This is a genomic window from Staphylococcus sp. GDY8P120P, assembly GCF_017892065.1.
GTDB classification, from domain to species: Bacteria; Bacillota; Bacilli; order Staphylococcales; family Staphylococcaceae; genus Staphylococcus; species Staphylococcus nepalensis.
This window is the reverse complement of sequence record NZ_JAESKI010000008.1, coordinates 195,524-222,144: the sequence shown is the minus strand read 5'-3', so window position 1 is coordinate 222,144 and position 26,621 is coordinate 195,524. Positions and strand designations below refer to the sequence as shown.

Sequence of the window (26,621 nt, the reverse complement as noted above, 5' to 3'; positions counted from 1 at the left end):
TCTATGCACATAAAGATTTGAATGGTGTTAACATCTGGGTTAATGTATGCTTGTTTTTACCCATACTTGTAAATTCACCTTTTTTTACGCCAGCTGATATAGCTAATCCTAATTTTCGATTATAAAATATTCTTTTACCCTTTGATCCGTAAGCCCATCCATATATAATCACTTCATCGATCCATTTTTTTAATAATGAAGGAGAACTATACCAATATAATGGAAATTGAAAAATAATATTATCATGATTTTCAACTAATTCCTGCTCTCTTTTTACATTCATAATAAAATCAGGATACTCTCTATAAAGATCATGAATGGTAATTTCGTTTGAATAAGACGCTGCTTTTTCTACCCAAACTTTATTGATTCGAGAATTTGGCATATCTGGGTGAGAAACGATCACCAATGTTTTCATTGTTTCATCCTTAACATACTCAACTTTCGCACCAATAAAACAGTGTACGAAAGTTGAGTTACTTAAAAGTATTCTATTCTAAGAAATTCAAATTTGCGTGATTCCTAAGCTATTTATTTACAGCTTAAACTATAGAAGATGAACTAAACAATAACTAATCTTTACATAACTAAGTTATTACCCACGCTTTTTTAAACCTAATCCAGCTATTAAGGCAATGAGTATTGCCCCTGTAGCTGCAAGGAACGCATCTGAGTAGGACATAGCGTCCAATATATATAATGGATTTATCGGCTCAGTAGCATCACGTCGAGCGGATAATAATGCTCCAATCATACCTGCTCCAGTTCCTGATCCAAGGTACAAAGCACCTTGGAAAATCCCCATTCCGACACCAACCTTGTCTGCATCGAGTGCACTTACTGCGGCGTTATTTGCGGGAGAATTCGTGAATGCAAAAGCAATCCCTACTCCGAGGACCCCCACGGAAACTAACAGAGGTGAAGCACCAGATGCATAGGTGGACAAGAATAAGGTAGACAGCCCCATCAGAGTCATCCCAGTAATTATCAGACGTTTATCCCCAAATCGATCAGAAAGACGGCCAACGAAGGGAGATAAGATTGCAACAGCCACACCACCTGGCAACAATATCATTCCAGCCTGTCCAGAAGAGAGTCCATTCACCTCAACGACTAGTAATGGGACGAACATAAGAACAGCGAAATAAGCAAACATCGAAAAAAATGCAATTATGACCGTATTGACATAATCCTTGTTATTGAACAGGACAGGTGGTACAAATGGATTTTCTGCGGTAACAATTCTCCAAATAAATCCCACCAAAGCTACAACAGAACCAATTAGGCTAGTTAACGATGAGAACGAAGAAAAACCAGAAGTTTCTCCTTGAGTGATGCCAAAAAGGAGTAATCCTACTGTGAGGCCGAGGAATAAACCACCAATGAAATCAAAGTTCTTATTGCTTCCTACGGATTCTGCCGGTTTAATTGTCGGTAACGCGTAGTAGGCACCAATAACAATCATAATGGCTAACAAAAATGTGAACCAAAACAAGGCATTCCACCCTAAATATTGACCAACTACTCCACCAAATATTGGACCAGCAGCAGTTCCAACACCAATACTTCCTGCGATAATTCCCAAAGCTCCCCCACGTTTTCCTTGTGGGAAAACCTTCGAAATTGCAATGACTGATAGAACTGGAATTGCGGACATCCCAGCACCCTGAACCATTCTTCCCAAAACCAACAATGGGAGGTTCGGGGCAATTGCACATAAAAGACTACCACTTGCCAGAATCATAATGGCAAAGATATATAGCTTTCGTAACTCAAAAAAGTCTGAGATTCGACCATAAATCGGAATTCCAATCGCAAGAACAAGTGCAATACCACTAACTATCCAACTCACTTGAGATTTCGAAGCTTCTAAATCTTTGCTTATTAGTGGAAGTACGGGATTGACTGAATCAGCCGTAATTGCACCTACAAGTACAGATAGGGAGAGTACCATCATTAAAAGCCTAGTAGAACCCCTTTTTTCAGATTGAATCATTTCTTTAGATTTACTATCCTTTTTCATTTTATTTCCTCCTAAAATATATTGTGATTTTAGGAGGCTAAATCCACTGCTTTCACCATAAACCTCACCTCATATCTATTTATATTGTAAAACCAAATCAACGAACTCACCATATTTCTACAGCATGATTAAAGATTCGGTTCTCCAAACTAACTGAACTGATCAAACAAAAAAAAGGCACCAGTTTAACAACCGGTGCCTAATCATTCGTATGCATTTTTACAAATGCAATAGATTCATAAATTTTTGCCCATTATATAAAAGGAGGCAAAAAGTTTTCCGGTAGTGTTTCCATTTTTTGTTTTTGTGAAAAAGGACATACTGATCCCGTTGTACCTAAATCCCCTGAAACTTTTACATGCTTTCTAAACTCGACATTAATGAAATCAATTCCCATTACTTTTTGCCTCCTTTCTCATATTGTGATAATAACACAATTATAATTGATGAAAAAGAAATAATCAACCCTACTTTTTTGAAAACCAATTTAAAGCTTTACTATTTTTACTTACATAATAAAGGCAGGTGCAGTATAAACTTTTTTAAATAGGTCTTCTTTAACGAGCAGGTAGCGTCAGTTAAAGTAGATAATTTAAGATCGAAATCATATTATAGATATTCCGAAATTGGGCGTGATTGTTGCAGGTCAAAAGCTTAATTCCTCGATAAAATAAAAAGGAATTAGTTTTTTTATTTGTGGTACATTCTTCTGACCGTAATCAATTGTCATCTAATAATGACATTGTATTTTTTCATTTGATTTAACACGTTAAATATATGTTCTTAAAGTAAAAACATTGATGTTAATGGATTTTTAGTAATTTACTCTTGATAATAAGCTACGCCTTCGAAAGAAGATATCAAAACGACTGCACGGTTAAGAGAATGTGGCGCACTTTTAGGTATAGACTTATTAGATCATTTAATTATAGGCGATCATGAATATCTGAGTATGGTGGAAGCGGGTTACTTTGATTAAATTTCAAAATATTTTGTAGTTTTTAAAATAATATTTTCATCATTATATTTGTAAAGATAGCCGTGATATATTTAATTATTATAGTGCATTTGATGTTCTTCGATGCGGGAGGTTAAATATTGGAAAGCATTCTGTTAGTAGCATTATTATTACCTATTATATATTTAATGCAAATTATTAAAATGAAACAAATTATTAGAATGAAGCATGTATATGTTACAGTTATCGTTTCAACGATTGGCGTTACAATTTCTACATTGATACTCAATATGGTAAAAGACTATAATACTTCCTATTTTATTGTTTTACTAAGTGGTATCATTGTTGGGGTAGTATGGGCATTATTATTATGTGGATGTTATTATTGTTATCAAGTCCTTACAAATAGACGTTAGTTTTGCATACATAAAAAGCGCTTAATGGACAAAAAGTCTATAAGCGCTAAAATTTTAATTTATAAAATTGAAAAATTGATTATAGTTTTCCATTAACCAAAGAATCCCTTGGTATCCAAGGTAAATACATAATACAATTATACCAATATATATTAAAAATCTTAAAAGTGATAAGCCTACTCTAAATAATAAGATAACTAAGAGTGCAAGCAGGATTATAGATAAAATACTCATTGTCTATTCACTCCCTTTAAATATATTTTAATATTAATGCATAATACATGCATCAGTCTATAGTTAAGATATAAATACACCTATAGTCTGATGATAATTATAATTTAAAATACTATAATTTTGATGAATAAAATAGGAGGATGGTTCATGCGTTTTATATTTAGCATTATCAAAAATATTATAGCAATTATAGCAATTATAGTAATTGTATTTTTCGCGCTCAAATATGCTCCTTTTTTAAAAGATCAAGATTGGAATCCAGTGCATGAAGATGAATCATCCCTACAAAAAAATGCTAATGAAGGACATCTTACTGGTGGACAAAGATATTCAGTTGAAGATAACGATATATTAAACAACGTTCCGCTAAGCCAAACTAAAAACATGTTTGATTGGATTGATAAACGTGAATTTATGTCGGTCTCTGGTATTCAGAGAATGGGATACAACGATGCTTATTTAGCTGGACAGCGTGGAGATGAATTTATAATTTATAAGTTTGGATCTGACTCTATGAGAGTATATAAAACTGAAATAGAAATGAATCAAGACCTTAATCAATTAGGTGAAAATATAGAGCTCAAGCCTACTTCTTATTATGAGTAGTGCGTTTGAATTCTAACAAGAAATAAGTTAGCCTTAAGAAAGTAATATGAAAAGGTTGGTGTTTAATATGAGTGAAAAATCTAATGAAAAAAAAGCGGATGAACAAGCAAAAGCGCAAAATTTATTTGCTCGTTGGCGAAAAGAAGAAACATTATATAAAGATGATGAAAAGGAATCTAATAAATCAAGTGACTCTCAAACATCATCAGATGAAGAAAAACAATAAAAATATTTGTTAAAAAAGACGCAGGAAAGTGGCTAGTATGATACGTAGATCGATCAATAGTAATAAACTAGTTTCTGTATTATGTAGTAACAATGTGGTTGAGGCCATAGATATACATAAGAGTGAGTATATGAAATCAATTCAGCAACGATTGGTTTTTGCTCACTCTTATTTTTTATAAAAGAATAAAACTGGTCCAAAATATAATTAGAGTTTAAGCTATGTTTACTATTTTGCATATTACTCTCATCAATAATTAATTTTAGTGTCTAAATTAATACTAAATAATACACTATTCACCGCAATTATTGCTATAATACTAGATATCATTATGTTTGAATACAAAATAAATAGGGCTTGTGTCTTTTTGATTCACAAGTAAATTTTGTTTTATATTCTTAACGTTCGCGCTTTATTTCATTTATGTAGTAATATAAAATGATAAGAAGAAGATAAAATAGTTGATTAATAGAGGTGTTTAGGTTGTCAAAGTTTTTTAGAAACAACAAATTGATTGTCATATTATGTGCAATCATCGTGTTTATCGCCTTAATTGGTGTATCATTGCGATCGCAATCACAATCGTATGTTGAACAGTACGTAGGGGATACAGTGGCTTTTGGTCAAAAAGCCGTAAGTTATCCTGTTCATTTTATTACTGGGTCAATAAACAATATTTTTTCGAATGGTGATTCAAAAAATCAATCAAACAAAATTAAACAGTTAGAAGCAGAAAATGAAAGATTAAAGTCAGAAAATAAAAAGTATAAAAAAGAATTAGATATAGAAGATATATCTAAATTCGAACCGATTTCTAGTACAGTTTTATCTAGAAACCCCGATCAATGGATGAACACCTTAGTTATTAATCAAGGTAAAAAAGATGGGATTAAAAACAACATGGCAGTAATGACTTCAGACGGTTTAGTTGGTCGTATATCTAAAGTGAACCAATTCTCTTCTCAAGTGGATTTAATATCAACTAACACTAGAGCTAACCGTTTGTCAGTTAATATCCAACATGATGATAAAAATGTGTTCGGCCTTATTGATCATTATGACTCAAAAACGGAAGAACTCGTTATTTCAGATATAAATAATAAAGACAGTGTTAAAAAAGGAGACAAAGTTGTTACAAGCGGTTTAGCTGATCAACTTCCAACAGGTTTATACATAGGCGAAGTATCTAAGGTAGAAAATGATGAATATGGATTATCTAAAGAGGTTAGAGTGAAGACTGGTACTGATTTAGCTGATTTAAGTCATGTTTATGTAGCAAAAAGAAACCCTAATACAGTACCTGATACCGAAAGTGGTGAGAATTAATGAGAGCTTTTTACTACTTTATAATTGGTATTATCCTCTTTTATGTAGATACTGCAATCGCACTTGTTATACCTATGCAAATCTCTGGGAAAGAAATTATATTCGTGCCGCACTTAACCATCATGTACATTTTGATCATGAGTGTTTACAGAAGCGCTGGTGTGGCCGTTATATTGTCGGTCGTGTTCGGACTTATGACTGATTTATATTTTGGTAGTTTTTACGGGCTGTATTTATTTGGTTACATATTATTAGTTGTGATTATGGATTTCTTCTTTAAAGTGTTTTATAGAGATCATTCAATGCTGTTTGCTATTATTCTATTGAGTACGATCGTATTAGAAATGTATGCAGCAATTATATATAGCGTATTAGGCTTAGTCCATTTTAACCTATTTGAGTTTATTGTTTTTAGATTAGTACCTACACTTATACTAAACTTTATTTTGTTAATTATTTTATACCCACTAATTGCAAAATTTCTTGAAAAACTGCAATTGAAGATTGACAGTAAAAGGTCGTAATGCTAAAATGCAGTAGTTGAGTAGTTTCTAGCTACATACAACCGCTCGGATTCAGGTTTAAGTACATTGGTGTCACCTGGATTTGGCGTGACTTAAATTATAGGAGGTGCAAAGTATGTTTGCTATTATTGAAACAGGTGGAAAACAAGTAAAAGTTGAAGAAGGACAAGAAATTTTCGTCGAAAAATTAGACGTAAATGAAGGTGATTCTTTCACTTTTGATAAAGTACTATTTGTAGGTGGAGATTCAGTTAAAGTTGGCGCGCCAACAGTTGAAGGTGCAACAGTTACTGCAACAGTAAATAAACAAGGTCGCGGTAAAAAAATCACTGTTTTCACTTACAGACGTCGTAAAGACTCTAAACGTAAAAAAGGTCACCGTCAACCTTACACTAAATTAACAATCGACAAAATCAACGCGTAATTATGATTAATGTAGATATTACATTGAACGATTCGGGTCAAGTAACGGATGTTATCATGGACGGCCATGCCGAACATGGCGAGTATGGTTATGATATCGTATGTGCCGGAGCATCTGCAGTTATTTTTGGCAGTGTTAATGCTATAATAGGATTAACCTCTGAGAAACCTGATATTGATTACAGTGAAGACGGCGGACACTTTCATGTCAGAAGTGTCGATACGAATAATGAACAAGCGCAATTAATTCTTCAAGCAATGTTAGTTTCCTTGCAAACCATTGAGGAAGAATACAATGAAAATATTAGATTAAATTATAAGTGAGGTGCAACCAAATGTTAAAATTAAACTTACAGTTCTTCGCATCTAAAAAAGGGGTAAGTTCTACAAAAAACGGACGTGACTCTGAGTCTAAACGTTTAGGTGCTAAACGTGCTGATGGTCAATACGTTACTGGCGGTTCTATTTTATTCCGTCAACGTGGTACTAAAATTTATCCTGGTGAAAATGTTGGTCGCGGTGGCGACGATACATTATTCGCTAAAATCGACGGCGTTGTTAAATTTGAACGTAAAGGTCGAGACAAAAAACAAGTTTCTGTTTATGCAGCAGCTGAGTAATTTTTGTTAATGTTAACACCAGAAGTGATGACTTCTGGTGTTTATTTTTTGTCTTTATTTTCTAGTTATCTAGAAAATGCTATAATATAAAAGATATGTAAATTAAGTTTTATAAAAAAGAGGTGAAATCATGTTTGTCGATCAAGTTAAAATATCACTTAAAGCAGGTGATGGCGGTAATGGTATAACTGCCTATAGAAGAGAAAAATATGTGCCATTTGGTGGTCCGGCTGGTGGCGACGGCGGTGACGGTGCTTCAATTGTTTTTGAGGTGGATGAAGGTCTAAGAACACTATTAGATTTTAGATACCAAACACATTTCAAAGCTAAAAGAGGCGAAGGTGGCCAGAGTAGTAATATGCACGGTAAAAATGCTGAACACTTAGTTTTAAAAGTACCACCAGGCACGATTATTAAAAGTGTTGATACTGAAGAAGTGTTAGCTGATTTAGTAGAAAACGGGCAACGCGCAACAGTAGCTAGAGGCGGCAGAGGAGGCCGTGGTAATTCACGTTTCGCTTCTCCGAGAAACCCAGCGCCTGATTTCAGCGAGAATGGCGAGCCAGGAGAAGAAATCGAGGTTACTTTAGAATTAAAATTACTGGCGGATGTCGGATTAGTTGGTTTCCCAAGTGTAGGTAAATCTACGTTATTGTCTACAGTTTCAAAAGCAAAACCCAAAATCGGCGCTTATCACTTTACGACGATCAAGCCTAATTTAGGCGTGGTATCTACGAAAGATAATAGAAGTTTTGTGATGGCAGATTTGCCTGGGCTTATTGAAGGGGCTTCTGAAGGCATTGGATTAGGACATCAATTTTTAAGACATGTGGAAAGAACTAAAGTTATTGTGCATATGATTGATATGAGTGGTTCTGAAGGTCGTGACCCTTATGAAGATTATCGAGTAATTAATGAAGAATTAAAAGCGTATGAGCATAGATTGGAAGACAGACCACAAATTGTTGTAGCTAATAAAATGGATATACCTGAAGCAGAGGAAAATCTAGCTATTTTTAAAGAAAAACTCAATGACGAACATATCCGTATTGTGCCGTTATCAACAGTTATGCATGACCATATAGATGAATTATTATACGCTATTGCTGAGACATTAGAAGAAGTGAAAGATATTGATTTCAATAAAGAGGAAGAAGATCTAGGCGTAAATAGAGTAGTTTATAAACATACGCCTAGTCAAGACGCGTTTACAATTACGAGAGATGATGATGCCGCTTATGTCGTAAGAGGTAAAGCAATTGAAAGAATGTTCAAAATGACAGACTTTAATAGCGATCCAGCTGTAAGACGTTTTGCTCGTCAAATGCGTTCGATGGGCATCGATGACGCCTTGCGTGCACGTGGATGTAAAAATGGAGACATTGTAAGAATACTTGGCGGAGAATTCGAATTTGTAGAATAGGAGTGCTTAATATGGACAAAAAAGAAAATAAAAGGTTTTATTTAATCCGTGAAGATGTATTACCAGAATCAGTAGTCAAAACTTTACAAATAAAAGAAGTTTTGAAAAACAATCCATCATTGTCCATATTTGAAGCAGTTAAACAATTTGATTTATCTAGAAGTGCATTTTATAAATATCGAGATACTATCTTTCCTATAGATGAAAAACTAGAAGAAACAAGAGAGTTTACTTTGATATTGTATGTCAATGATATTATAGGCATGTTAGCTGAAGTCTTAAATACACTTTCTAAATTAAATTTGTCAGTGTTAACGATTCATCAAAGTATACCAATGGATGGTAGAGCAACTATTACGCTATCGTTAGACGGTAAAGATACAGATTTAGAAATTGATGAAGTGATGGAATCATTAAAAATGATTGAGCATATTTCTAATGTTGAATTAATTAGTATGACTATATAAGGAAGTGTGACTGTGTACGCATATATTAAAGGAACATTAACTGTTTTAAATCCTACACACGTAGTGCTTGAAGCTGCTGGTGTAGGTTATGAAATTCAAACACCCAATTCATATCGTTTTCAAAAATATAAAGACCAAGATATATTAATTCATACATCGTTGATTGTAAGAGAAGATGCACAACTACTTTATGGTTTTTATAACCAAGAAGAAAAAGACATGTTTCTCAGTTTGATTAAAGTTACTGGCATTGGACCGAAATCAGCTTTAGCAATTTTAGCTAGTAGTTCACCAAACGAAGTTAAAATAGCGATTGAAAACGAAAATGATGCTTATTTAACAAAATTCCCCGGGATAGGTAAAAAAACTGCTCGCCAAATTGTTTTGGATCTTAAGGGTAAAGTTCAAGTGACTGAAGAAGATAGCGGTCAATTATTAAATGCGAATCAAAACGGACATCAAAATTCTGAAAGCGTAAAAGAAGCATTACTTGCTTTAGAGGCATTAGGATATTCTAAGAGAGAACTTAATAAAGTAGAAAAAACATTAAACAAAGAAACTTTTGAATCTGTAGATGATGCTGTTAAGCGAGGTTTGCAGTTACTTATATCTTAGTTTTTTGTTGAATTTTAGTGAAGGGGGAATGATCAATGGATGATAGAATGGTAGATCAATCTATGCACGAAGAGGAATCATCATTTGAATTATCTTTAAGGCCAGAAAGATTGCGTCAATATATAGGACAATCAACGATTAAATCAAATTTAGAAGTTTTTATAAAAGCAGCTAAAATTAGGCAAGAACCGTTAGACCACGTTCTATTGTTTGGCCCCCCTGGATTAGGAAAAACAACTTTATCTAATATTATTGCCAATGAAATGGAAGTTAATATTAGAACAATTTCTGGTCCCTCTATTGAACGCCCAGGTGACTTAGCAGCTATTCTTTCTAGTTTGCAACCCGGAGACGTATTGTTCATCGACGAAATCCATAGATTAAGTAGCGTAGTTGAAGAAGTGTTATACCCAGCTATGGAAGATTTTTTCTTAGATATTGTTATTGGCAAAGGGGAAGAAGCACGAAGTATACGTATAGATTTACCGCCTTTTACATTGATTGGTGCCACGACTAGAGCGGGTAGTTTAACAGCACCTTTACGTGATAGATTCGGCGTTCATCTCAGATTGGAATATTATAAAGAACCTGAATTAAAAGAAATTATCATTCGTACAGCAGAGGTATTAGGCACATCTATTGATGATGAAAGTGCAATAGAATTAGCTAAGAGAAGTAGAGGTACCCCAAGAGTTGCTAATCGATTATTAAAGCGTGTAAGGGATTTCCAACAAGTTAAAGAAGATGAATTGATTAGTATCGGTACGACGAAACAATCACTAGCATTGCTACAAGTAGATGATGAAGGGTTAGATTATATCGATCATAAAATGATGAATTGTATATTAGAACAATATAATGGTGGACCTGTTGGTTTAGATACAATTGCTGTTTCTATTGGTGAAGAACGCGTTACAATAGAAGATGTTTATGAACCGTTTTTAATACAAAAAGGATTTATCGAACGTACACCTAGAGGGCGTAAAGCAACAGCTTATGCCTATGAACACTTTAGTAAGGATAGAAAGAAGGAATAGTTTTGGATATTGAATCTTTTGATTACCATTTACCAGAATCATTAATTGCACAAACCCCTTTAAAAAATAGAGATGAGAGTAGATTGCTTGTCCTTGGAAGAAAAACGGGAGATATTGAACATAAATACTTTAAAAATGTAATTGACTATTTACAAGCTGGAGATACATTAGTACTCAATGATACGAGAGTCATGCCAGCGCGCTTATTTGGCTTAAAAGAAGAAACTGGTGCGAAAGTAGAAATGTTGATGCTTACACAACTTGAAGACGATGATTGGGAAGTATTATTGAAACCAGCGAAAAGAATAAAAACAGGGGATAAATTATCATTCGGTGATGGTAAAATAATAGCTGAATGTGTGGAAGAATTAAATCAAGGCGGACGCATTATGCGCCTTGATTATGATGGTATATTACAAGAGCGATTAGATGAACTAGGTGAAATGCCATTACCACCATATATAAAAGAGCGGTTAGATGACCCAGATCGTTATCAGACAGTATATGCTAAAGCCTCAGGATCAGCTGCTGCTCCAACGGCTGGACTCCATTTTACAGATGAATTACTTGAACAGATCAAAGCTAAAGGCGTGAATATAACTTTTATTACGTTGCATGTAGGATTAGGTACATTTAGACCTGTAAGTGTTGAAAATATAGATGATCATGAAATGCATAGCGAATATTATCAGATGGATCAAGAAACAGCTGATTTGTTAAATGAGACAAAAGCGAAAGGTCATCGTGTCATTTCAGTAGGTACGACATCTACTAGAACTTTAGAAACAATAAGAGCATCTCATAATGAATTTGTAGCAGATAGTGGTTGGACTGATATTTTTATTTTTCCTGGCTTTGAATTTAAAGCGATAGATGGATTAATCACAAATTTCCATTTACCGAAATCAACGTTAGTCATGTTAGTTTCTGCATTTAGTACAAAAGATTATATTTTAAATGCGTATCATCAAGCCGTGAAATCTGAGTATAGATTCTTTAGTTTTGGCGATGCAATGTTAATTATTTAGGGAATGAAAGGAGCATTTGTATGCCTGCGGTAACATATGAACATATTAAAACATGTAAACAATCTGGAGCTAGATTAGGCATTGTACATACGCCACATGGGTCATTTGAAACACCCATGTTTATGCCCGTAGGTACAAAAGCTACAGTTAAAACGATGAGTCCAGAAGAACTACATCAGATGGAAGCGAAAATTATATTAGGAAACACATATCATTTGTGGTTACAACCAGGAAATGATATTATCAAAAAGAGTGGGGGATTACATCAGTTCATGAACTGGAATGGTCCAATACTGACAGATTCAGGTGGTTTTCAAGTATTCAGTTTAAGTAATTTACGAAAAATTACTGAAGAAGGTGTTGAATTCCGTCATCATACAAATGGTTCTAAACTATTTTTGAGTCCTGAAAAATCAATGCAGATTCAAAATGATTTAGGTTCAGATATTATGATGGCATTTGATGAATGCCCGCCTATGCCAGCTGAATATAAGTACGTGAAAGATTCAATCGAAAGAACAAGTAGATGGGCCGCTAGATGTTTACAAGCACATCAAAGACCTGAAGATCAAGCATTATTTGGTATTATTCAAGGCGGAGAATATAAAGATTTAAGACAACAAAGTGCCGAAGAATTAGTAGCATTGGATTTTCCTGGATATGCCATTGGAGGTTTATCAGTAGGGGAACCAAAACCTGTAATGTACGATATGGTATCACATACACAACAATTTATGCCTAAAGATAAGCCACGTTATTTAATGGGTGTGGGATCGCCAGATGCATTAATAGAATGCAGCATTAGAGGTATGGATATGTTTGACTGTGTTTTACCAACACGTATTGCACGTAATGGTACATGTATGACTTCACATGGCCGTGTGACTATTAAAAATGCTAAATACGCAGAAGATTTAGGCCCGCTTGATGAAAATTGTGACTGCTATACTTGTAAAAATTATAGTAGAGCTTACATAAGACATTTAATAAAAGCAGAAGAAACTTTTGGTATCCGTCTTACTACTTATCATAATTTACATTTCTTGCTGAAATTAATGGAAAACATTCGACAAGCTATTCGCGATGATCGTTTACTTGATTTTAAAGAAGAATTTTTTGAACAGTATGGACTTAATGTAGAAAACCCAAAAAACTTTTAAAAAGGGAGAAATAACTTTATGCAATTTACTTCATTGATATTACCGATTTTATTATTAGTATTAATGTGGTTCTTCTTAATTAGACCACAACAGAAAAAGGCAAAAGAGCATCGTGAAATGATAAGTCAAATTTCATCTGGTCAACATGTAACAACTATTGGTGGCATCAAAGGCACTGTCCGTAGCGTCGATGAAACAACTGTTGTATTAACTTTAAATGGTAATGGCACTGAAATTACTTTAGAAAAACCAGCAATTAAACAAGTTGATCCATCATAAAATTGATAATTACGAACTGATATTTACTATCAGTTCGTTTTTTGTTTAATAAAAACCTAAAGTTATTGGACTTTGAAGTCATAGTTGGTGTTATAATAAAAGATAGACAAAATCGCATAAATAACGAAACTAAATAAACATTACATATGAAGCACTTACATTTAAAAAGTAATTACAAATAGGTTAAGTTTGTTTTTACACTAAATGTAATATGTTAAAATATGAAAGGTTATTTAGAAAAGTTTAATCAATTTATTAAACGTAGAGAAACGCGATTGAATTTGAATTGATAACATAAGCTTACAATGAGGTGTTCAAGTGAAGAAAAGTAGTAGAATAGTTGCATTTATATTACTTGTAGTTCTATTGTTAGGCGGAATAGGACTTACATATAAAAATGTAGTTAAGAATGTCAGCCTCGGTTTAGACTTACAAGGTGGCTTTGAAGTCTTATACCAAGTTGATCCTTTACAAGAAGGAGATAAAAATGATGATAAAGCGGTAAAAGCCACAGCAAAAACACTTGAAAACCGTGTGAATGTTTTAGGAGTCTCAGAACCTAAAATTCAAGTGGAAGACAAAAACAGAATTCGGGTACAATTAGCAGGCGTGAAAAACCAATCTCAAGCCAGAGAAATTTTGTCTTCGCAAGCTAATTTAACAATTCGTGACGCAAATGATAACGTCAAATTAACGGGTAAAGATATTCAACAAGGTTCCGCAAAACAAGAGTTTAAACAGAATACAAATGAACCCGCAGTTACATTTAAATTAAAAGATAGTGATAAATTTAAAAAAGTAACTGAAGAAATTTCTAAAAAAGATGAAAATGTCATGGTTGTATGGTTAGATCACGAAAAAGGTGACACTTATCATAAAGAAATGAATAAAGAAGACCCTAAATATGTATCTGCTGCATCAGTAGATAAGCCGATTAATTCAGATAGTGTAGAAATTTCTGGTGGTTTTAAAGGGGAAGAAGGTATTGAAGAAGCTAAACAAATAGCTGATTTATTAAATTCTGGTTCTTTACCTGTAGACTTAAATGAGATTTACTCTAACTCTGTAGGCGCTCAGTTTGGTCAAGATGCGTTAGATAAAACGATACTTGCAGCAGCAATTGGTATAGCTGTTATTTACTTATTTATGCTAGGCTTTTATCGTTTACCAGGTTTAGTTGCAGTTATTGCGCTAACTGTTTATATTTATTTAACATTGGTAGCATTTAATTTCATATCAGGCGTATTAACTTTACCAGGTTTAGCCGCATTAGTACTAGGTGTTGGTATGGCAGTAGATGCTAACATTATTATGTACGAGCGGATTAAAGATGAGCTTAAAATTGGGCGAACCCTTAAACAAGCTTATAAAAAAGCGAATAAGAGTTCCTTCTTAACTATAGTAGATGCGCAACTTACAACAGTAATTGCAGCTGCTGTACTGTTTTTCTTTGGTGAAAGCTCAGTTAAAGGTTTTGCCACAATGTTATTACTTGGTATCTTAATGATATTTGTTACAGCTGTATTCTTATCAAGATGGTTGCTATCACTTCTAGTTTCTTCAAATTACTTTAAAAAATCTACTTGGTTATTTGGAGTTAGTAAGAAAAACATTGCAGATATAAATGAAGGCAAAGAAGTTCATGACCTCAAAACACCATATGAACGTTGGGATTTCATGAAGTTAGCTAAGCCATTACTATCTTTAAGTATTATCATATTGATTATTGGTGCAGTTATATTATTTGTTTTCAAATTAAACTTAGGTATAGATTTTACAAGTGGTACAAGAGTTGACTTCGAATCAAACGATAAAGTCTCTGAAGCAAAAGTGACCCAAACATTGGAAGATGAAAACTTTAAACCAACACAAGTATCATTAGGTGAAAACGGTAAAAACGTTACAGTACAATTTAAAAATGATTTATCAAAAGACGAAGTTTCAAAAATCAAAAATACCATTGATGATTCATTTGGCAATGACCCAACGGTTAACACTGTTTCCCCTGTAATTGGTCAGGAATTAGCTAAAAATGCAATTATGGCCTTATTATATGCCGCGATTGGTATTATCATTTATATTACCTTTAGATTTGAATGGCGCATGGGATTATCATCAGTGCTCGCGTTACTACACGATGCATTTATGATTATCGCTGTGTTCAGTCTGTTTAGACTTGAAATCGATATTACATTTATCGCTGCAGTATTAACAATTATTGGTTATTCCATCAATGACACAATTGTAACGTTTGATAGGGTACGTGAGAACTTGCATAAAATTAAAGTAATCACCAAACCTTCACAAATAGACGATATCGTTAATAGATCGATTCGACAAACAATGACACGCTCCATCAATACAGTATTGACTGTTATAATTGTAGTTGTTGCATTACTTGCATTTGGTGCACCAAGTATCTTTAATTTCTCATTAGCATTGTTAATTGGTCTCATAAGTGGTGTATTCTCATCTGTATTTATTGCCGTGCCACTGTGGGGCATTATGAAAAAACGTCAACTTAAAAAATCAGATGATCATAAACTTATAGTTTATAAAGAGAAAAAATCAAACGATGAAAAAATCTTAGTATAATAACTTGAGTTTTAATTAAAGCGACTAAATTCCAATTTGGAATCTAGTCGCTTTTACTTTTTATGAAACAGGTCAAATCAAATAATTGTATTTAAAAAATTATGGTAAGATTTCATAGATATACCTTAACAGTTAATAAGAAGCTCAAATCTATATCTAAATTAAAGGTTACTACTTTTTATTTTTGAATTTCTTTTGTATAATTGCTTGTGGAAATGAGGGAGAATAGTATGATTAAATCAAAATATAATTGGGACGTTAAATTACCTGAAGTTGAAATTACAGAAGATGTTTCAACAGATTTAAAGCTAACTCCTATTGTAAAAAAAATTCTGGAAAGTAAAGGGATAACAGAAGAAACTGCAATTCGTGAACTTTTAAACGGTACACAAATTGCGCACGATCCGTGGACAATGAGTGATATGCATAAGGCTGTGGAGCGTATTAATCTAGCTATAGATCAAAACCAAAAAATTTTAGTATATGGTGATTACGATGCTGATGGTGTCACTTCTACAACAATATTAGTTTCTACACTTAAAGCACTTGGAGCGCATGTAGGTTGGTATATTCCAAACCGTTTTTCTGAAGGCTATGGACCTAACGAGATGGCCTTTAAAAACGCTTATGAGGAAGGCATTTCACTAATTATAACAGTAGACAATGGCATTCAAGGCCATGATGAAATCCAAATGATTCAAGAATTAGGTGTAGATGTAATTGTTACAGATCATCATGAGATTGGTCGTACAATGCCTAACGCATATGCAATTGTACATCCAATGCATCCTGGGTTTGATTATCCTTTTAAATATTTGTGCGGTGCTGGCGTGGCGTATAAATTGGCACAGTGTTTATTGACTGAACCACCAACCCATTTTCTTGGTTTAGTAGCTATTGGAACGATTGCAGATTTAGTATCATTAACGGATGAAAATCGTTCACTTGTTCAACGCGGTTTAGACGCGTTAAATCAACACTGTCCATTATCAATAAAAGCGATTTTAAAACAAGCAGGTTGCAATGATGAAATCAATGAAGAAACTGTTGGTTTTGTTATCGGCCCGCGTTTAAACGCAGTAGGTCGTTTAGAAGATGCTGCACTAGCTGTCGAGTTATTAATGACAGAAACTGAAGAAGAAGCGGAATTTTTAGCTGAACAAGTTGAATTTTTTAACCAAGAACGTAAAGATATCGTCTCACAAATTACCGAAGAAGCATTAGTAATGGCAGAGCAACAGGTGCAAGATGGTTCTAAGTTCTTATTGTTAGCACAACCGGACTGGCATGAAGGCGTACTCGGAATTGTAGCTTCAAAAATTGTAGAAACATACAGTCTTCCTACATTAATTTTAAACATTGATCAAGCGCAAAACCATGCGAAGGGCTCAGCTCGTAGTATTGACCAAGTTTCGATGTTTGAAATTTTAAGTGCACATTCAGAGTTAATTTCTAAATTTGGCGGTCATCATATGGCAGCGGGTGTTACGATGCCAATCGAAAATATACAAGATCTACAACATGGTTTAAACGGTTGGATGGCTCAATTAGCAGAAACGACTTCTTTAGAACCGCGGAAAAAAGTGGATGTAAAAATATTAGAAAGTGATATTACAATAAAAAATATTAAAGATATTCATAGGCTCCGTCCATTTGGAACAGATTTTTCCAGCCCTTGTTTTGAATTACAAGATATTATTGTTCAACAAGCAAAAGGTATTGGTCAAGACAAAAATCATTTAAAACTTGTATTAGGGGATAGTCAATTACAGGCTATTTTTTGGCAAAATGGCTATTTAGTTAAAGAACTAGGTGTACAACAGCCGATTAATTTAATAGGTACTTTACAAATTAATGAATGGAATGGATTTCAATCTCCACAATTTATGGTTGCAGATTTAGCGAGTAATAATTTGCAGATATTGGATTATAGAAGTAAACGTAAAGTGAGCGAGTTAAATGCTGATGCTGAAGACGTTGCTTATTTAATTCATAAAAAAAGTGAAAAATTAGGTGAGAATTATTACTATTATGGTGAGGACATTATTAATAAATATGATAAATATGTATTTAGAGATTTACCTACATCAATCACTGAATTAAAAACTACTTTAAAAACAGTTGACGTATCTCAAATTTATCTTGTGCTAAATCATGAACGTTCTATATATTTTGAAGGTATGCCAAAAATGGAGACGTTTAAACAATGTTTTAAAGCACTAGCGTCTAAGAAAGAAACAAATTTAGCTAAGGAAGGTATGCAATTAAGCCAGTTTCTTAATATTCAACCGAGTATGCTTAAATTTATCTTAAAAGTTTTCTTAGATTTAGAGTTTATTAAAGATGAAAATGGTATAATAATGCTAAACAGTGTTTCGACAAAACGTGACATTGCAACAAGTAAATATTATCAAAATCGTCTTGATAGGATAGAAGTTGAAAAGTTATTGCTTTATGAAGATTTTAATCGCTTGAAGCAATGGTTTAAGGCTGAATTGGTAGAATAATAGGAGGAAGTTTGAATGGATTTAAAACAATATGTATCTGAGGTTTCAGACTGGCCGCAACCAGGTGTTAACTTCAAAGATATTACTACTATAATGGACAATGGTGAAGCTTATGGCTATGCTACAGATCAAATTGTGGAGTATGCAAAACAAAGAGATGTAGATGTTGTGGTTGGGCCAGAAGCGAGAGGTTTTATCATTGGCTGTCCTGTAGCGTATTCAATGGGGATTGGATTTGCGCCAGTTAGAAAAGAAGGCAAACTTCCAAGAGAAGTGATTCGTTATGAATATAACTTAGAATATGGTACTAATGTACTAACAATGCATAGAGACGCAATTAAACCGGGACAACGCGTTTTAATAACAGACGATTTATTAGCAACTGGTGGCACAATAGAGGCAGCAATTAAATTAGTTGAACAATTAGGTGGTATTGTTGTAGGTATTGCTTTTATTATAGAATTGAAATATTTAAAAGGTATTGAAAAAATTAAAGATTACGATGTCATGAGTTTAATATCTTACGACGAATAAATCTCATATATAAATGAATAAGTTTAAAAAGCCAAATGAGCGCATTGGATGTGGATTCATTTGGTTTTTTATATACATTGAAATAATCTTAATAAAGTATTATATTAAAATATATTTTATTTGCATTAAAAAATTGAAATTTAGCTACATTTTTCTAATTGTTATCTGTACTCATTTATTTATTTAATAACATGTAGTATTATATAACTATTATACATAATTTGACCTAATAGCGTAAAAATACGTTACAATCGATATAAAAATAATACTGGGTATGTAATAGCGATTAATATTTAGTATAGGGGTGTCTTAAGTGAACAATGAATATCCATACAGTGTGGACGAAGTATTATCCAAAGCAAAATCATATTTATCAAAGGAAGAATATGAATATGTATTGAAAAGTTACCATCTAGCTTATGAGGCACATGAAGGTCAATTTCGAAAAAACGGTTTACCATATATTATGCATCCCATTCAAGTTGCTGGCATATTAACTGAAATGCATTTAGATGGCCCAACCATCGTAGCAGGCTTTTTACATGACGTTATTGAGGACACGCCTTATACGTTTGATGATGTAAAAGGGATGTTTAACGAAGAAATTGCGGTAATCGTAGAAGGCGTTACTAAGCTTAAAAAAGTTAAATATCGCTCTAAGGAAGAACAACAAGCTGAAAATCACCGTAAACTGTTTATAGCTATTGCAAAAGACGTTCGTGTTATCCTTGTTAAATTAGCAGATCGCTTACATAATATGAGAACATTAAAAGCGATGCCACGGGAAAAACAAATAAGAATATCTAAAGAAACGCTAGAAATCTACGCGCCTTTAGCTCACAGATTAGGGATTAATACAATCAAATGGGAGCTAGAAGATACTGCGCTTAGATATATAGATAGCGTGCAATATTTCCGTATCGTTAATCTCATGAAAAAAAAGCGCAGTGAAAGAGAAGATTATATACAAAATGCCATTAATCGGATAGATGATGAGATGGAAAAAATGCAAATAATCGGAGATATAAACGGGCGACCTAAACATATTTATAGTATTTATAGAAAAATGGTTAAACAAAAGAAACAATTCGATCAAATATTTGATTTATTAGCCATTAGAATTATTGTAAATTCGATTAATGATTGCTATGCCGTTTTAGGACTCGTACATACGTTATGGAAACCAATGCCTGGAAGGTTTAAAGATTATATTGCAATGCCGAAACAAAACATGTATCAATCCTTACATACTACTGTTGTTGGCCCTAATGGTGATCCTCTAGAAATTCAGATTAGAACTTTTGAAATGCATGAAATTGCAGAACACGGGGTTGCAGCACATTGGGCGTACAAAGAAGGCAAAAAAGTTACTGAAAAAACACAAAATTTCAATAAAAAATTAAATTGGATTAAAGAATTAGCAGAAACAGATAGTACTACAACAGATGCAGAAGAGTTTATGGAAACTTTAAAATTTGATTTGCAAAGTGATAAAGTATACGCTTTTACTCCAGAAAGTGATGTAATTGAATTACCATATGGCGCTGTCCCAATTGATTTTGCTTATGCTGTACATAGTGAAGTAGGAAATAAGATGATTGGTGCTAAAGTAAATGGAAAAATTGAACCAATTGATTACGTTTTGCAAACAGGCGATATTGTTGAGATTAGAACGAGCAAACATTCCTATGGGCCAAGTCGTGATTGGCTGAAAATTGTTAAATCTTCGAGCGCTAAGAGTAAAATTCGTAGTTTCTTTAAAAAACAAGATCGTTCTTCTAATATTGAAAAAGGTAAATTTATGGTTGAAGCAGAAATAAAAGACCAAGGTTATAGAATGGATGCTGTTTTGACTGATGATAATATTGAAGTGGTCAAAGATAAATATAATTTTTCTAATGAAGACGATTTATTTGCAGCAGTTGGGTTTGGCGGTGTAACAGCACTACAAATCGTTAATAAGTTAACTGAAAAACAGCGTATACAAGATAAACAAAAAGCATTAAATTCTGTTCAAGAAGTTCAAAAGTCAGTTCCGATTAAAAATGATATTACTACAGATAGCGGTGTATATGTTGAAGGCATCGAAAACGTATTAATTAAATTGTCAAAATGTTGTAATCCAATACCTGGCGATGATATTGTTGGTTATATCACTAAAGGGCACGGTATTAAGGTGCATCGCACAGATTGTCCCAATATCAAAAACGAAAAAGAAAGATTGATTAGTGTCGAATGGGTACGTTCGAAAGATGCAACGCAACGTTACCAGGTTGATTTAGAAGTTACTGCTTACGATAGAAATGGGTTACTAAACGAAGTATTACAAGCAGTTAATTCGACAAAAAGCAATTTAGTGAAAGTTTCTGGACGTTCAGATATTGACAAAAATGCAGTCATTAATATCGGCGTAATGGTAAAAAATGTAAATGAAGTTTATCAAGTTGTAGATAAAATTAAACAACTTGGAGATGTTTATACAGTAACAAGAGTTTGGAATTAGAGGTGAAACATACATGAAAGTAGTTGTTCAAAGAGTGAAACAAGCATCTGTTTCAAATGGATCTATCGAAAATAAGATAAACAAGGGTTATTGCTTGTTAGTAGGCGTAGGCAAATCATCAACTGAAGCGGATATCGATGTATTAGCGAAAAAAATCGTGAACGCACGTCTATTTGAAGATGAAGATGGCAAACTTAATCTCAACCTACAGCAAGTACAAGGCGAAGTCCTTTCTATCTCGCAATTTACACTTTATGCTGATGTAAAAAAAGGAAATAGACCAGGCTTTACAAATTCAATGCCTCCCGATAAAGCAAATGAATTTTATGAAAAGCTGAATGACGCGATACGCGCATACGGTATTAATGTATTAACTGGTGAATTTGGAACAGACATGCTTGTTAATATTGCCAACGATGGACCAGTGACGATTATATATGAAAGTCAGGATGGCAAAATCGTATGAAAACAGTCAATACTTGGTTAGAAAAACATAATTTGAAGAATTTGCCGACACTCATTGTTATGGTAGCGTTTGTCATTTTTATTTTTATGATTATTGCTTTTTTAAATCATAATGACGAAGAATCTAGTTCGATTTATGTTACAGAAGATACTGATTTAAGAACAGGCCCTAATGCAGTGTATCCTGCGATAAAATCAGTTGATCAAGGACAAAATTTTAATAAAATTGGGAAATCTGGTAAATGGATTGAAGTAGAATCAAGTAATCATAAAGATAAAGGTTGGGTAGCGGGTTGGCACACTAATCTTGATATTCAAGCAGATGCAGATCCTAACGCTAACCCTTTAAAAGATAAAACAATTGTACTTGACCCTGGTCACGGAGGTAGTGATCAGGGAGCATCAAGTAATACCAAAAAGCATAGTACTGAGAAAGTGTATACTTTGAAAACAGCGAAAGAACTCAAAACACTTTTAGAAAAAGAAGGTGCGACCGTAAATATGACGAGAAGCTCAGATACCTATGTTAGCTTAGATGACCGTAATATTAAAGGCGATGCCTATATCAGTATACACAACGATTCTTTAAAATCTTCTAAAGCCAATGGCACTACAGTATATTGGTTTAAAGATAATCAAAAAGTACTAGCCGAAACATTGAATGCTTACATACAAAAGAAAGCTTTATTAACAAATAAAGGTGCTAGACAAGAAAATTTCCAAGTATTGAGACAGACGGATGTACCAGCTGTTTTATTAGAGTTAGGCTATATCAGTAACCCCACCGATGAAAATATGATAACGAATCAATTGCATCGTCATATTGTAGAACAAGCAGTTGTTGATGGTTTAAGTGCATACTTTTCAGAATAAAAAGGTTGCATATTAATCGATAACTCGTTATTATTAGATATGAATTCTATATTAAAACCGATATCATTCTTGACTATTCTAGATGAAGAGACAGCATTTGCTAATGCGTAGAGACATAATTCGAGGCTGGAAAATTATGCTTAGTAATTTAGAAATTAGAACACAAGAAGAGGTGTTTTATGAAGATAAAGCCGTGTGACGAACGTTATTCGTATAAAGTGGGTTATAGATAGCTATATATATAACCAATTAGGGTGGCAACACGGAGATTCGTCCCTTGTATGACTGTTAAGGTCATACAAGGGTTTTTTTATTGTATAAAAGGAGAGATTTTATGATAAATATTCCTAGAGGAACACAAGATATTTTACCAGAAGAAACAAAAAAATGGCGATATATAGAAGCACGATTAGACCAATTAATGGAATTATATAATTATGAAGAAATTCGTACACCAATTTTTGAAAGTACAGAATTATTTGCACGGGGTGTCGGTGATTCCACTGATGTCGTTCAAAAAGAAATGTATACTTTTAAAGATAAAGGCGATCGCAGTATTACATTACGTCCAGAAGGGACTGCTGCTGTTGTACGTTCTTACATTGAAAATAAAATGCAAGGCTTACCTAATCAACCAGTAAAGTTATATTATAACGGGCCGATGTTCCGTTATGAACGAAAACAAAAAGGGCGCTATCGCCAATTTACCCAATTTGGTGTTGAAGCCATAGGCGCAGAGCATCCTAGTATTGATGCTGAAATATTAGCAATGGTCATGCACATTTATCAATCCTTTGGACTTAAACATTTGAAATTGGTTATCAATAGTATTGGTGATATTGATTCTCGTAAAGAATATAACAATGCTTTGGTAAAACATTTTGAACCGGTAATAGAAGATTTTTGTAAAGATTGCCAAGCACGCTTACACACTAATCCAATGAGAATTTTAGATTGTAAAGTTGATAAAGATAAAGAAGCTGTTAAAACAGCGCCACGTATAACAGAATACTTAAATGAAGATTCAAAAGCGTATTTTGCAGAAGTGAAACAACATTTAGACGATTTAGGTATTAAATATGAAGAAGACCCTAACTTAGTAAGAGGATTAGATTATTATACACACACAGCGTTTGAGCTCATGATTGATAACCCTAATTATGATGGCGCTATTACTACATTATGTGGTGGCGGCCGATATAACGGATTATTAGAATTACTTGATGGTCCTAGTCAAACTGGTATTGGTTTTGCGTTAAGTATTGAAAGACTCTTACTTGCTTTAGAAGAAGAAGGCATTGATTTGGATATGGGACATGAGTTTGATTTGTTTATCGTCACAATGGGAGAAGAAGCTGATCGATACGCAGTGAAAATTTTAAATGATTTACGCAGGGATGGTGTCAAAGCCGATAAAGATTATATGGAGCGTAAAGTTAAAGGTCAAATGAAACAGGCTGATAGATTAAATGCTAAATACACGGTAGTTATCGGAGATCAAGAATTAGAAGATAACAAAATAAATGTTAAAGATATGCAATCTGGTGAATCAGACCTGATTGAGTTAAGTAAACTTGTTAATTATTTTAAAAACTAAGGAGAAGATAGCATGAGTAAACGAACAACTTATTGTGGTTTAGTTACTGAATCACTATTAGAACAAGAAGTTATATTGAAAGGTTGGGTACACAACCGTAGAGATTTAGGTGGCCTTATCTTCGTAGACCTTCGTGACCGCGAAGGTTATGTACAAATCGTATTTAACCCAGATTTTTCAAAAGAAGCTTTACAAACAGCTGAAACGATCAGATCTGAATATGTGGTAGAAGTTAAAGGTATTGTGAAAAAACGTGATCCACAAACAGTTAATCCAAAGATTGCAACAGGACAAGTAGAAGTCCAAATTTCTGATATACAAATTATAAATAAAGCTGAAACGCCTCCGTTCGCATTAAATGAAGAAAATCAAAATGTAGATGAAAATATTAGATTAAAATACAGATATCTCGATTTAAGACGTCAAGAATTAGCACAAACTTTTAAAATGAGGCACCAAACAACACGTGCCATTAGACAATATTTAGATGCTGAAGGCTTTTATGATATTGAAACGCCAGTGTTGACAAAATCAACGCCAGAAGGCGCACGTGACTATTTAGTGCCCTCACGCGTACATGAAGGTGAATTTTATGCTTTGCCACAATCACCACAAATATTTAAACAATTGTTAATGATTAGTGGTTTTGATAAGTATTACCAAATTGTAAAATGTTTCCGTGATGAAGACTTACGTGCTGACCGTCAACCAGAATTCACCCAAGTTGATATTGAAATGAGTTTCGTTGACCAAGAAGATGTGATGGGTACAGGCGAAGAAATGTTACAAAAAGTAGTCAAAGATGTTAAAAATGTTGAAGTACCACGTCCATTCCCAAGAATGACTTATAATGAAGCAATGGATCGTTTTGGTTCAGATAAACCAGATACACGCTTTGGTATGGAATTAATAAATGTTTCAGAACTTGGTGAAATGATGGATTTCAAAGTCTTCAAAGATGCAGTGAATAATAATGGCCAAGTAAAAGCAATTGTGGCAGAAGGTGCTTCTGACAATTATACTAGAAAAGATATCGACGCGTTAACTGAATTTGTCAATATTTACGGTGCTAAGGGGTTAGCATGGGTTAAAGTGGTTGATGAAGGTTTAAATGGCCCTATAGCTAAATTCTTTGAACCAGAACATGTTGATAAACTAAAATCATTAACTGGTGCAAATTCAGGAGATTTAGTATTATTTGTAGCAGATAAACCAAGTGTTGTTGCTCAAAGTTTAGGCGCTTTAAGATTGAAATTAGCTAAAGAATTAGATTTGATTGATGAAAGTAAATTAAACTTCTTATGGGTAACAGACTGGCCTTTACTTGAATATGATGAAGACTTGAAACGTTATACAGCAGCACATCATCCATTTACTGCTCCCAAACAAGAAGATATTGAAAAATTAGATAATGAACCTGAAAATGCTCAAGCGAATGCATACGACATTGTGCTAAATGGTTATGAATTAGGTGGAGGATCTATTAGAATCCATAACGCTGATTTACAATCAAAAATGTTTGAAGTATTAGGATTTACTGAAGAACAAGCTAGAGAGCAGTTTGGTTTCTTATTAGATGCATTTAAATATGGTGCGCCACCACATGGCGGTATTGCATTAGGATTAGACCGTTTAGTGATGTTGTTGACAGGTCGCACAAATTTACGTGATACAATCGCGTTCCCTAAAACAGCTTCTGCGACGTGTTTATTAACAAACGCGCCTAGTGAAGTCTCTGAAAGTCAATTAGAAGAATTATCATTAAGAATTAGACATTAATTTTTATGGACCAAGTTTTAATTCTTGCTAAATCCAAATATTATGTTATGATACTTGCATAAGGTAGTCATCTGTAGTGTTCGTAAGTTTGCTTCATATTTGGGCCTAACACTCTTTGATCCGGGAGCCCAATAGGTTTTCTTGCAGCGCACACGCCTCTTAAGGAGGACTTGCAAAACAAGAAACAGGGCACCCACCTGTTAATAGCAGGCCGAATGATCAAGCAATTTATAACTACGGCACTCACGGACTCTATCGGTACGCAAGACTTCGGTCTTGCGTATTTTTTTATAATAAAGTTGATAAGCCGCTGTAAATCCATACATGTTAATGTTTGGTTTATAAAGTGCTTTTAAAATATAAAAAGTATAGTGTTATAATATAATAATAATAGTATTTGTTT

Annotated in this window: 27 protein-coding genes, 1 other RNA gene, 1 pseudogene and 1 other annotated feature; of the genes and pseudogenes, 25 read left to right on the top strand and 4 right to left on the bottom strand. The window is 33.7% G+C overall.

Translation table 11 applies throughout. The features are described 5' to 3' along the window. Position 1 precedes the first annotated feature (1 nt). The 3 genes from KA900_RS07245 to KA900_RS07235 form a co-directional block, all read right to left on the bottom strand. Positions 2-418: an NAD(P)H-dependent oxidoreductase gene (locus KA900_RS07245; RefSeq protein ID WP_031883923.1), complete on the bottom strand. Its 417-nt coding sequence runs from the start codon at positions 416-418 to the stop codon at positions 2-4. A gap of 177 nt (positions 419-595) precedes the next feature. After that, on the bottom strand, positions 596-2,023 hold the full coding sequence (gene fexA, locus KA900_RS07240; RefSeq protein WP_165624956.1) for a chloramphenicol/florfenicol efflux MFS transporter FexA: 1,428 nt from the start codon (positions 2,021-2,023) through the stop codon (positions 596-598). Positions 2,024-2,276: 253 nt separating this feature from the next. After that, positions 2,277-2,420 (bottom strand): hypothetical protein, encoded by a 144-nt coding sequence (locus tag KA900_RS07235; RefSeq protein WP_002360221.1) that lies wholly within the window; start codon positions 2,418-2,420, stop codon positions 2,277-2,279. A 444-nt stretch (positions 2,421-2,864) separates the two neighbouring features. On the opposite strand from KA900_RS07235, the pseudogene KA900_RS07230 reads away from it, so the two are divergent. Together KA900_RS07230 and KA900_RS07225 are read left to right on the top strand one after the other, a co-directional pair. Continuing rightward, a pseudogene (locus KA900_RS07230) lies at positions 2,865-3,002 on the top strand (JAB domain-containing protein); the annotation flags it as partial. Between the two features lie 119 nt (positions 3,003-3,121). Next, on the top strand, positions 3,122-3,397 hold the full coding sequence (locus KA900_RS07225) for a hypothetical protein (RefSeq protein WP_096809296.1): 276 nt from the start codon (positions 3,122-3,124) through the stop codon (positions 3,395-3,397). Between the two features lie 54 nt (positions 3,398-3,451). Here KA900_RS07225 and KA900_RS07220 read toward each other — a convergent pair whose 3' ends face one another. Beyond that, complete coding sequence (locus KA900_RS07220; protein WP_096809298.1) at positions 3,452-3,631, bottom strand: hypothetical protein; 180 nt, start codon at positions 3,629-3,631, stop codon at positions 3,452-3,454. 147 nt (positions 3,632-3,778) lie between these two features. Here KA900_RS07220 and KA900_RS07215 point away from each other — a divergent pair, with 147 nt between their 5' ends. The 23 genes from KA900_RS07215 to ssrS all read left to right on the top strand — a co-directional run bounded on the left by KA900_RS07215 (position 3,779) and on the right by ssrS (position 26,474). Further along, positions 3,779-4,237 carry a DUF4930 family protein gene (locus tag KA900_RS07215; protein WP_096809300.1) on the top strand — a complete coding sequence of 153 codons (459 nt, stop codon included), beginning with the start codon at positions 3,779-3,781 and terminating at the stop codon, positions 4,235-4,237. 67 nt (positions 4,238-4,304) lie between these two features. Then, entirely contained in the window at positions 4,305-4,463 is a 159-nt protein-coding gene (locus KA900_RS07210) for a hypothetical protein (protein WP_170006960.1), read from the top strand. Between the two features lie 483 nt (positions 4,464-4,946). Then, complete coding sequence (mreC, locus tag KA900_RS07205; RefSeq protein WP_096809302.1) at positions 4,947-5,789, top strand: rod shape-determining protein MreC; 843 nt, start codon at positions 4,947-4,949, stop codon at positions 5,787-5,789. After that, entirely contained in the window at positions 5,789-6,313 is a 525-nt protein-coding gene (gene mreD, locus KA900_RS07200; RefSeq protein ID WP_096809304.1) for a rod shape-determining protein MreD, read from the top strand. Before mreC ends, mreD begins: the two co-directional genes overlap by 1 nt. A gap of 29 nt (positions 6,314-6,342) precedes the next feature. Then, positions 6,343-6,416, top strand: a sequence feature (ribosomal protein L21 leader region). 12 nt (positions 6,417-6,428) lie between these two features. Then, positions 6,429-6,737: a 50S ribosomal protein L21 gene (gene rplU, locus KA900_RS07195; RefSeq protein ID WP_019468505.1), complete on the top strand. Its 309-nt coding sequence runs from the start codon at positions 6,429-6,431 to the stop codon at positions 6,735-6,737. A gap of 2 nt (positions 6,738-6,739) precedes the next feature. Further along, positions 6,740-7,060: a ribosomal-processing cysteine protease Prp gene (locus KA900_RS07190; RefSeq protein ID WP_096809306.1), complete on the top strand. Its 321-nt coding sequence runs from the start codon at positions 6,740-6,742 to the stop codon at positions 7,058-7,060. Positions 7,061-7,071: 11 nt separating this feature from the next. After that, positions 7,072-7,356, top strand: a complete 285-nt coding sequence (rpmA, locus tag KA900_RS07185; protein WP_042738496.1) for a 50S ribosomal protein L27 — start codon at positions 7,072-7,074, stop codon at positions 7,354-7,356. A gap of 130 nt (positions 7,357-7,486) precedes the next feature. Further along, positions 7,487-8,779, top strand: coding sequence for a GTPase ObgE (gene obgE, locus KA900_RS07180; protein ID WP_096809308.1), 1,293 nt, complete (start codon positions 7,487-7,489; stop codon positions 8,777-8,779). Between the two features lie 11 nt (positions 8,780-8,790). Beyond that, positions 8,791-9,246, top strand: coding sequence for an ACT domain-containing protein (locus tag KA900_RS07175; protein WP_103373182.1), 456 nt, complete (start codon positions 8,791-8,793; stop codon positions 9,244-9,246). Between the two features lie 12 nt (positions 9,247-9,258). Then, a complete protein-coding gene (ruvA, locus tag KA900_RS07170; protein WP_096809310.1) occupies positions 9,259-9,861 on the top strand; it encodes a Holliday junction branch migration protein RuvA in 603 nt (200 codons plus the stop codon). A 35-nt stretch (positions 9,862-9,896) separates the two neighbouring features. Next, on the top strand, positions 9,897-10,898 hold the full coding sequence (ruvB, locus tag KA900_RS07165) for a Holliday junction branch migration DNA helicase RuvB (RefSeq protein WP_096809312.1): 1,002 nt from the start codon (positions 9,897-9,899) through the stop codon (positions 10,896-10,898). A gap of 2 nt (positions 10,899-10,900) precedes the next feature. Next, entirely contained in the window at positions 10,901-11,926 is a 1,026-nt protein-coding gene (gene queA, locus KA900_RS07160; protein WP_096809314.1) for a tRNA preQ1(34) S-adenosylmethionine ribosyltransferase-isomerase QueA, read from the top strand. Between the two features lie 20 nt (positions 11,927-11,946). Further along, a complete protein-coding gene (tgt, locus tag KA900_RS07155; RefSeq protein WP_096809316.1) occupies positions 11,947-13,086 on the top strand; it encodes a tRNA guanosine(34) transglycosylase Tgt in 1,140 nt (379 codons plus the stop codon). 18 nt (positions 13,087-13,104) lie between these two features. Beyond that, entirely contained in the window at positions 13,105-13,365 is a 261-nt protein-coding gene (gene yajC / locus KA900_RS07150; protein ID WP_019468514.1) for a preprotein translocase subunit YajC, read from the top strand. A gap of 318 nt (positions 13,366-13,683) precedes the next feature. Further along, entirely contained in the window at positions 13,684-15,960 is a 2,277-nt protein-coding gene (gene secDF, locus KA900_RS07145) for a protein translocase subunit SecDF (RefSeq protein ID WP_210139410.1), read from the top strand. A 230-nt stretch (positions 15,961-16,190) separates the two neighbouring features. After that, the gene (gene recJ / locus KA900_RS07140) at positions 16,191-18,467 is read left to right on the top strand and encodes a single-stranded-DNA-specific exonuclease RecJ (protein ID WP_115342124.1); all 2,277 of its coding nucleotides are present in this window, start codon (positions 16,191-16,193) and stop codon (positions 18,465-18,467) included. A gap of 15 nt (positions 18,468-18,482) precedes the next feature. Next, on the top strand, positions 18,483-19,001 hold the full coding sequence (locus tag KA900_RS07135; protein WP_103373278.1) for an adenine phosphoribosyltransferase: 519 nt from the start codon (positions 18,483-18,485) through the stop codon (positions 18,999-19,001). Between the two features lie 313 nt (positions 19,002-19,314). Beyond that, positions 19,315-21,504: a RelA/SpoT family protein gene (locus KA900_RS07130; RefSeq protein ID WP_103373277.1), complete on the top strand. Its 2,190-nt coding sequence runs from the start codon at positions 19,315-19,317 to the stop codon at positions 21,502-21,504. Positions 21,505-21,517: 13 nt separating this feature from the next. After that, positions 21,518-21,970 carry a D-aminoacyl-tRNA deacylase gene (gene dtd / locus KA900_RS07125; protein ID WP_096809326.1) on the top strand — a complete coding sequence of 151 codons (453 nt, stop codon included), beginning with the start codon at positions 21,518-21,520 and terminating at the stop codon, positions 21,968-21,970. After that, positions 21,967-22,842 carry an N-acetylmuramoyl-L-alanine amidase family protein gene (locus tag KA900_RS07120; protein WP_096823791.1) on the top strand — a complete coding sequence of 292 codons (876 nt, stop codon included), beginning with the start codon at positions 21,967-21,969 and terminating at the stop codon, positions 22,840-22,842. Before dtd ends, KA900_RS07120 begins: the two co-directional genes overlap by 4 nt. Before the next feature lie 334 nt (positions 22,843-23,176). Continuing rightward, the gene (hisS, locus tag KA900_RS07115; protein WP_096809330.1) at positions 23,177-24,439 is read left to right on the top strand and encodes a histidine--tRNA ligase; all 1,263 of its coding nucleotides are present in this window, start codon (positions 23,177-23,179) and stop codon (positions 24,437-24,439) included. Positions 24,440-24,451: 12 nt separating this feature from the next. Continuing rightward, positions 24,452-26,218 carry an aspartate--tRNA ligase gene (gene aspS / locus KA900_RS07110; protein WP_096809332.1) on the top strand — a complete coding sequence of 589 codons (1,767 nt, stop codon included), beginning with the start codon at positions 24,452-24,454 and terminating at the stop codon, positions 26,216-26,218. Between the two features lie 65 nt (positions 26,219-26,283). Further along, positions 26,284-26,474, top strand: a non-coding RNA gene (gene ssrS, locus KA900_RS07105) — 6S RNA. Positions 26,475-26,621 lie beyond the last annotated feature (147 nt).

Bases quoted from the DNA above. Each gene is read 5' to 3' on its own strand.
- KA900_RS07190 (WP_096809306.1), top strand. From the start codon at position 6,740: ATGATTAATGTAGATATTACATTGAACGATTCGGGTCAAGTAACGGAT.
- KA900_RS07245 (WP_031883923.1), bottom strand. From the start codon at position 418: ATGAAAACATTGGTGATCGTTTCTCACCCAGATATGCCAAATTCTCGA.
- KA900_RS07175 (WP_103373182.1), top strand. From the start codon at position 8,791: ATGGACAAAAAAGAAAATAAAAGGTTTTATTTAATCCGTGAAGATGTA.
- mreD (WP_096809304.1), top strand. From the start codon at position 5,789: ATGAGAGCTTTTTACTACTTTATAATTGGTATTATCCTCTTTTATGTA.
- rplU (WP_019468505.1), top strand. From the start codon at position 6,429: ATGTTTGCTATTATTGAAACAGGTGGAAAACAAGTAAAAGTTGAAGAA.
- KA900_RS07210 (WP_170006960.1), top strand. From the start codon at position 4,305: ATGAGTGAAAAATCTAATGAAAAAAAAGCGGATGAACAAGCAAAAGCG.
- aspS (WP_096809332.1), top strand. From the start codon at position 24,452: ATGAGTAAACGAACAACTTATTGTGGTTTAGTTACTGAATCACTATTA.
- KA900_RS07215 (WP_096809300.1), top strand. From the start codon at position 3,779: ATGCGTTTTATATTTAGCATTATCAAAAATATTATAGCAATTATAGCA.
- KA900_RS07135 (WP_103373278.1), top strand. From the start codon at position 18,483: ATGGATTTAAAACAATATGTATCTGAGGTTTCAGACTGGCCGCAACCA.
- fexA (WP_165624956.1), bottom strand. From the start codon at position 2,023: ATGAAAAAGGATAGTAAATCTAAAGAAATGATTCAATCTGAAAAAAGG.
- hisS (WP_096809330.1), top strand. From the start codon at position 23,177: ATGATAAATATTCCTAGAGGAACACAAGATATTTTACCAGAAGAAACA.
- rpmA (WP_042738496.1), top strand. From the start codon at position 7,072: ATGTTAAAATTAAACTTACAGTTCTTCGCATCTAAAAAAGGGGTAAGT.
- recJ (WP_115342124.1), top strand. From the start codon at position 16,191: ATGATTAAATCAAAATATAATTGGGACGTTAAATTACCTGAAGTTGAA.
- ruvB (WP_096809312.1), top strand. From the start codon at position 9,897: ATGGATGATAGAATGGTAGATCAATCTATGCACGAAGAGGAATCATCA.
- dtd (WP_096809326.1), top strand. From the start codon at position 21,518: ATGAAAGTAGTTGTTCAAAGAGTGAAACAAGCATCTGTTTCAAATGGA.
- tgt (WP_096809316.1), top strand. From the start codon at position 11,947: ATGCCTGCGGTAACATATGAACATATTAAAACATGTAAACAATCTGGA.
- KA900_RS07220 (WP_096809298.1), bottom strand. From the start codon at position 3,631: ATGAGTATTTTATCTATAATCCTGCTTGCACTCTTAGTTATCTTATTA.
- obgE (WP_096809308.1), top strand. From the start codon at position 7,487: ATGTTTGTCGATCAAGTTAAAATATCACTTAAAGCAGGTGATGGCGGT.
- KA900_RS07120 (WP_096823791.1), top strand. From the start codon at position 21,967: ATGAAAACAGTCAATACTTGGTTAGAAAAACATAATTTGAAGAATTTG.
- KA900_RS07235 (WP_002360221.1), bottom strand. From the start codon at position 2,420: ATGGGAATTGATTTCATTAATGTCGAGTTTAGAAAGCATGTAAAAGTT.
- yajC (WP_019468514.1), top strand. From the start codon at position 13,105: ATGCAATTTACTTCATTGATATTACCGATTTTATTATTAGTATTAATG.